Annotated in this window: 7 protein-coding genes; 1 reads left to right on the top strand and 6 read right to left on the bottom strand. The window is 63.9% G+C overall.

All coding sequences use genetic code 11. From position 1 onward, the window contains the following. From B3D39_RS13350 to B3D39_RS13330, 5 genes are all read right to left on the bottom strand, one after another. A partial coding sequence (locus B3D39_RS13350; RefSeq protein ID WP_286789783.1) for a DNA gyrase subunit A occupies window positions 1-591 on the bottom strand: 591 nt, incomplete at its 3' end. A 148-nt stretch (window positions 592-739) separates the two neighbouring features. Further along, complete coding sequence (gene typA, locus B3D39_RS13345) at window positions 740-2,557, bottom strand: translational GTPase TypA (RefSeq protein WP_078540857.1); 1,818 nt, start codon at window positions 2,555-2,557, stop codon at window positions 740-742. Window positions 2,558-2,655: 98 nt separating this feature from the next. After that, complete coding sequence (locus tag B3D39_RS13340) at window positions 2,656-2,991, bottom strand: DMT family transporter (protein ID WP_078520728.1); 336 nt, start codon at window positions 2,989-2,991, stop codon at window positions 2,656-2,658. A gap of 18 nt (window positions 2,992-3,009) precedes the next feature. Beyond that, on the bottom strand, window positions 3,010-3,675 hold the full coding sequence (locus B3D39_RS13335; protein ID WP_286789782.1) for a YitT family protein: 666 nt from the start codon (window positions 3,673-3,675) through the stop codon (window positions 3,010-3,012). Window positions 3,676-3,776: 101 nt separating this feature from the next. Beyond that, on the bottom strand, window positions 3,777-4,394 hold the full coding sequence (locus B3D39_RS13330; protein WP_274963412.1) for a YitT family protein: 618 nt from the start codon (window positions 4,392-4,394) through the stop codon (window positions 3,777-3,779). A gap of 425 nt (window positions 4,395-4,819) precedes the next feature. On the opposite strand from B3D39_RS13330, the gene B3D39_RS13325 reads away from it, so the two are divergent. Continuing rightward, window positions 4,820-5,041, top strand: coding sequence for a hypothetical protein (locus B3D39_RS13325; RefSeq protein WP_078540864.1), 222 nt, complete (start codon window positions 4,820-4,822; stop codon window positions 5,039-5,041). Between the two features lie 274 nt (window positions 5,042-5,315). Here the strand turns inward: B3D39_RS13325 and B3D39_RS13320 are convergent. Then, window positions 5,316-6,246: NADP-dependent isocitrate dehydrogenase (locus B3D39_RS13320; RefSeq protein ID WP_286789781.1), on the bottom strand; the 931-nt coding region annotated here is incomplete at its 5' end.

Below are 6,246 nucleotides of genomic sequence, written 5' to 3'. Positions count from 1 at the left end.
CGGGATGTTGGTGGCCATGCCCACGGCGATGCCGCCCGCGCCGTTGACCAGCATGTTCGGGAAGCGTGCGGGCAGAACCGTCGGCTCTTCCTGCTTGCCGTCGTAGTTGTCTTGGAAGTCGACCGTGTCTTTCTCGATATCGGCGAGAATGTAATTGGCCGGTTTCGCCATGCGCACTTCGGTGTAGCGCATCGCTGCCGCGTTATCGCCATCCATCGAGCCGAAGTTGCCCTGACCGTCGAGCAGCGGCAGCGACATCGAGAAGGGCTGCGCCATGCGCACCAACGCGTCGTAGATCGCGGCGTCGCCATGCGGGTGGTACTGACCCATCACGTCGCCGACCGGACGTGCCGATTTACGATAGGGCTTGTCGAAGGTGTTCCCGGTTTCGTGCATCGCAAACAGGATGCGCCGGTGAACGGGCTTCAGACCGTCGCGCAGATCGGGGATCGCGCGGCTCACGATCACGCTCATCGCGTAATCGAGATAGGCGGTCTTCATCTCATCCGCGATGGAAACGGTGGGGCCGAGATAAGCGGGCCGCCCGGGGCCTTCTTCTTCGGTTTCCGGCGGTTCAGGAGTGTCGGTCACGCGCGCCTCGATATTCTAGATATTGTTGTGGAGCCTTATAAAGGCCGCAAGCGGCGGGTGCAATCATGGAGAAGGCCCCGGCGGGTGCGCGGGGCCTTCTTCGTGACGTCAGCTTGCGGTGTTCCGGTGCGGCGCGGGCCGCAACCGATCACGCTTCGCGCGCGGCGCGCTTACGCTCGTGCGGATCGAGATGCAGTTTGCGCAGTCGGATCGACTTCGGCGTGACCTCGACGAGTTCGTCATCGTTGATATAGGCGATGGCTTCCTCGAGCGACATCCGCGTCGGTGGGGTCAGGCGGACCGCTTCATCCGTGCCCGAGGCGCGGACGTTGGTCAGCTTCTTGCCCTTGAGCGGGTTCACTTCGAGATCGTTCTCGCGCGAATGCTCGCCGATGATCATGCCGGTGTAGACCTGCTCCTGCGCGCCGATGAACAGCTTGCCGCGTTCTTCGAGGTTCCACAGCGCGTAGGCGACCGATACGCCATTCTCCATCGAGATCAGCACGCCCTGACGGCGACCGTCGATCGGGCCCTTGTAAGGGGTCCAGCCGTGGAACAGGCGGTTGAGCACGCCCGAGCCGCGCGTGTCGGTCAGGAACTCGCCCTGATAGCCGATCATGCCGCGCGACGGGACATGGGCCACGATGCGGGTCTTGCCACCCTCAGCGGGGCGCATCTCGGCCAGCTCGCCCTTGCGGTAGCCGGTCAGCTTTTCGATCACGACGCCGGAATATTCCTCATCCACGTCGATGATGACTTCCTCGATCGGCTCCATGCGCTGGCCGTCTTCCTCGCGGAAGATCACCTTGGGACGCGAGATCGACAGTTCGAACCCTTCGCGGCGCATGTTCTCGATCAGAACGCCCATCTGGAGTTCGCCACGGCCCGAGACCACGAAGGCGTCGCCGCCGGGGGTGTCCTCGACGCGGATCGCGACGTTGGTTTCGGCCTCTTTCATCAGGCGGTCGCGAATGATGCGCGACTGGACCTTCGAGCCGTCCTTGCCGGCGAGCGGCGAGTCGTTGATGCCGAAGGTCACCGAGATCGTCGGCGGATCGATAGGTTGCGCGTCGATCGGGGTGTCGACTTCGGGCGCACAGAGCGTGTCGGCCACGGTCGCCTTGGTCATGCCCGCGACGGTGACGATGTCGCCTGCGACGGCTTCGTCGATCGGCTGCTGCGACAGGCCACGGAAGGCGAGGATCTTGGTGCAGCGGAAGGCTTCGATGCGGTCGCCCTTGCGCGAGAGCGCCTTGAGCTGATCGCCGACCTTCAGCGTGCCCGCCTCGATGCGGCCCGTGAGGATGCGCCCGATGAACGGGTCGGCCGAGAGCGTGGTGGCCAGCATCTGGAAGGGCTCGTCGGCGCGGAATTCCTGCTTCGGCGGCTCGACATGCTTCAGGATCAGATCGAACAGCGCGTCGAGGTTCTCGCGCGGGCCGTCCAGCTCCTCGTCGCACCAGCCGCCGATGCCGGAGGCATAAAGGTGCGGGAAGTCGAGCTGCTCTTCATCGGCGTCGAGGTTCGCGAAGAGGTCGAACACCTCGTCGAGCGCGCGATCGGGCTCTGCGGCGGGCTTGTCGACCTTGTTGAGCACCACGATCGGCTTGAGGCCGAGCGCGAGCGCCTTCGAGGTCACGAATTTGGTCTGCGGCATCGGGCCTTCGGCCGCGTCCACCAGCAGCACAACACCGTCCACCATCGACAGGATACGCTCCACCTCGCCGCCGAAATCGGCGTGGCCGGGGGTGTCGACGATGTTGATGCGGGTGCCTTTCCACTCGACCGAGGTGGCCTTGGCGAGAATGGTGATGCCGCGTTCGCGTTCGATGTCGTTGCTGTCCATCGCGCGTTCGGCGACGGCTTGGTTTTCACGGAAAGCGCCCGATTGGCGCAGAAGCTGGTCCACGAGCGTCGTCTTGCCGTGGTCCACGTGAGCGATGATCGCAATGTTGCGAAGGTCCATGGGAGGTCGTCCTGTTCTTGAGTTGCCCCGCCCATAAAGGAAAGATTGCCTCTCGGCTAGCCCCCAGCGCGGCAATCGCGCCGCGATGCGGCATCACGTCAGTGGAAATGCGATTTCGAGAACAGGTTGATCACGATGATCCCCGTCAGAATCAGCGCGATCCCGATCAGGGCGGGCAAATCCAGCCGCTGATTGAACATCAGCCAGCCCACGCCCGCGATGAGAACCATGCCGATCCCGGACCACAGCGCATAGGTGATCCCGAGCGGCAGCACCTTCAGCACCAGCGTGAAGAAATAGAGCCCGCCGATGAAGCCTACCGCCACGCCCACCGTCGGCCAGAACCGCGAGAATTGCTGGCTCGCCTGCAGACAGGCCGAGCCGAAGGTCTCGAAGGCGACCGCGATGAGCAGGAAGAGGTAGGTGTTGAACATGCCCGGCAGTTTGCCGGATCACTCGGCGATATACCAGTCGCGACGGTGGTTCATCGCAACGATGAAGTTCAGCACGAGCGCGCCCAGAAGCGAGTAGAGCACCAGCGGCGGCGCGAGGATGAAGCTCGCGATGACAAACAGGCACAGGTCGTGGATCAGCTGCGTCCAGCCAGCGCGGAAGCCGAACTTGTCCTGCAGGATCACGGCGACGATGGAGACACCGCCGAGGCTGCCCTTGTGGCGGAAGAGGCCGAGAAGGCCGACGCCTGCCGAGATACCGAACAGCACGGCGGCCACGGCGGGGTGGATTTCCGCGACATGCAGGACGGGTTTCAGCGCCTCGGCCATCAGCGAGACGAGCGTCACGGTCACGAGGCTTTTCAGCGCGAAACCTGCGCCGCGCGCGTAATAGGCGAAGGCGTAGAAGGGGATGTTGATCACGAAGAACACGACCCCGAAGCTGAACCCGGTGATATAGGACAGGATCAGCGCGGCGCCTGCGGTGCCCCCGGTCACGAGGCCCGCGGCGCGCAGCAGGTGAATCCCCAGCGCGGCTTGGGCGGCGGCCACGACAAGGCCCTGCAGATCCTCGAGCTTCGAGTAATGCGGACGGGTCGCCTCTTTGGCTGCGATCTGGTCGGCGGTGATATGTGCGTCAGTGGTCATGACCCAATAATAGGGCATAATAGCTGACCTACCAAATCGCTGGGCGCAGGTCGGCTTTGCATCGCGCGAAAGGGTCGGGGCAGGGTGCGCGGACCCGTTGCCCGCAGATCACGCCCGGATCAGGTGGCGATATAGCGGTCGCGGCGGTGGTTGATCAGGATGATCACGTTCAGAACCATCGCGCCCAGCAGCGACCACAGCACCTTGTCGAGCGGCAGCACGAAGAGCGCGAAGAGGAACACGCCGCAATCGAACAGGATCTGCGTGCGGCCCGCTTTGAAGCCAGTCTTGTCCTGCAGGTAAAGCGCCACGATCCCCACGCCGCCAAGGCTCGCGCCGTGGCGGAACAGCGCCAGAAGGCCCGCGCCTGCGGTCACGCCTGCCAGCACGGCGGCAGCACCGGGGTGGAGGATGGCGAAGCTCAGAATATGCGGGAATATTTCGGTAAATCCGGATAGGAGTGCGACCGAGAGCACCGTCTTCACCGTGAACCGCGCGCCCATCCGGCGGAAGGCCAGCCAGTAGAAGGGCAGGTTGAGCGTGAAGAAGATCGCGCCGAAGCTCCAGCCGGTGACGTAAGACAGCACCAGCGACAGGCCCGCGATCTGACCGGTGAACAGCCCCGCGCCATGCAGCAGCGACACCGACAGCGCCACCAACAAAGTGCCGGTGAGAAGCCCTTGGGTGTCCTCGGGCAGGGTGTGGCGGTGCGGGTCTTGGATACGGGTGTCGCTCATGGCGCTCAGATGCCACGAGGCAACGCCAAGCGCAAGAACTGAGGCGCATCGGCAACAGAGGTGCTCGAATACCTGCGGATCACAGTCGCGTGAGTTGCCGCCGCTTGCTGGATCGGGCCAATTGGCGCCATTCGCAATGCCCAAGACAAGAGGAGGGCCGCCATGATGTCATATCGCCAAGCCCTCGCATCGCAGTGCGAAACCCGTATCGGTTTTTCGGGCACCACTCGCGTCGCACGACGCCAGGACTGACCCTCCCGATACGCCCCGGGGCCTAGGCCCCACTCCCGCAAACTGACCCGATTTCCGCGTCCCGATCCTGTCGCGACGCATCTTGGCCGCATTCTCGCGGTCCCCGTCGGGTCTTCTTTCACATCAGTAGAAGAAAGGCCGGTTGCGGGGATGGTCCCGCGCCGGGACATGACATGATCCAGACTCTCGAGCGTCCGAGCGACGCATTCACCATCGAAGCCGCCATCGCCAAGTTCGGCGCAGGCAAGGTTCTCCGCGCGGCGCTGTTCGCGCTGATCGCGCGTGGCGGTAAACCGCGCCCGCTCGATGCGGGGCAGCTCAGCGACCACTTGCGCAGAGATATCGGGCTCGGGCCCGCCGAGCCTCCGCCAGAGCCGTGGAGCATGATGCGGTAAGCGAAAGGGCCGGGCCTGTGATGCGCCCGGCCCGACAAAGGAGATGAGGGACACGCCCGACCTCGGGTGGGCGCTTTGATCCGCCTGTGTGTGGGTGCTTTATCTCGCAAGCCCGTAAGTCGACGGTGCCTGCGATGTCGTCGCCGATGCGCCCTCCCGGGGGGAGGTCGGGCGCGGCCCGGGGCTGGTCGCCCCGTGCCAGTTGGACTGCAGCCGCCTCGCCAAATGAAAAAGGCGGGGATACCCCCGCCTTCCTCAACCCGTTTCGCGCGCTTTACAGCGACAGCGACTTGTTCAGGTATTCGTCGATCTTCTCGAGGAAGCCCATCGTGGTCAGCCATTTCTGATCGGGGCCGACGAGCAGCGCGAGGTCCTTGGTCATGTGACCGTCTTCGACCGCCTGCACGCAGACCTTCTCTAGCGTTTCCGCGAAGGTTTGGAGCTGCGCGTTGCCGTCCAGCTTGGCGCGGTGCTTCAGGCCACCGGTCCAGGCGAAGATCGAGGCGATGGAGTTCGTCGAGGTCTCCTTGCCCTGCTGGTGCTGGCGATAGTGACGCGTCACCGTGCCGTGCGCGGCCTCGGCTTCCACCGTTTTGCCATCGGGCGTCATCAGGATCGAGGTCATCAGGCCCAGCGAGCCGAAGCCCTGCGCGACCGTATCCGACTGCACGTCGCCGTCGTAGTTCTTGCAGGCCCAGACATAGCCGCCCGACCATTTCAGCGAGCTCGCCACCATGTCGTCGATCAGGCGGTGCTCGTACCAGATGCCCGCTTCCTTGAACTTCTCGGCGAATTCTTCTTCGAAGACCTGCTGGAACAGATCCTTGAAGCGCCCGTCATAGGCTTTGAGGATCGTGTTCTTGGTCGACAGATACACCGGCCAGCCCTTCAGCAGACCGTAGTTCAGCGAGGCCCGCGCGAAGTCGATGATCGATTTGTCGAGGTTGTACATGCCCATCACGACGCCCGCGTCGGGGGCCTTGAACACTTCCTTCTCGATCACCTCGCCATCGTCGCCCACGAATTTCAGCGTGATCGTGCCCTTGCCGGGGAAGCGGAAATCGGTGGCCTTGTACTGGTCGCCATAGGCGTGACGACCGACGACGATCGGCTTGGTCCAGCCCGGAACGAGACGCGGGACGTTCTTGCAGATGATCGGCTCGCGGAAGATGACGCCGCCGAGGATGTTGCGGATCGTGCCGTTG

Origin of the sequence: Thioclava sp. UBA3469 (assembly GCF_002378135.1) — a bacterium.
GTDB lineage: Bacteria > Pseudomonadota > Alphaproteobacteria > Rhodobacterales > Rhodobacteraceae > Thioclava > Thioclava sediminum.
This window is presented reverse-complemented; position numbering and strand designations above follow the sequence as displayed.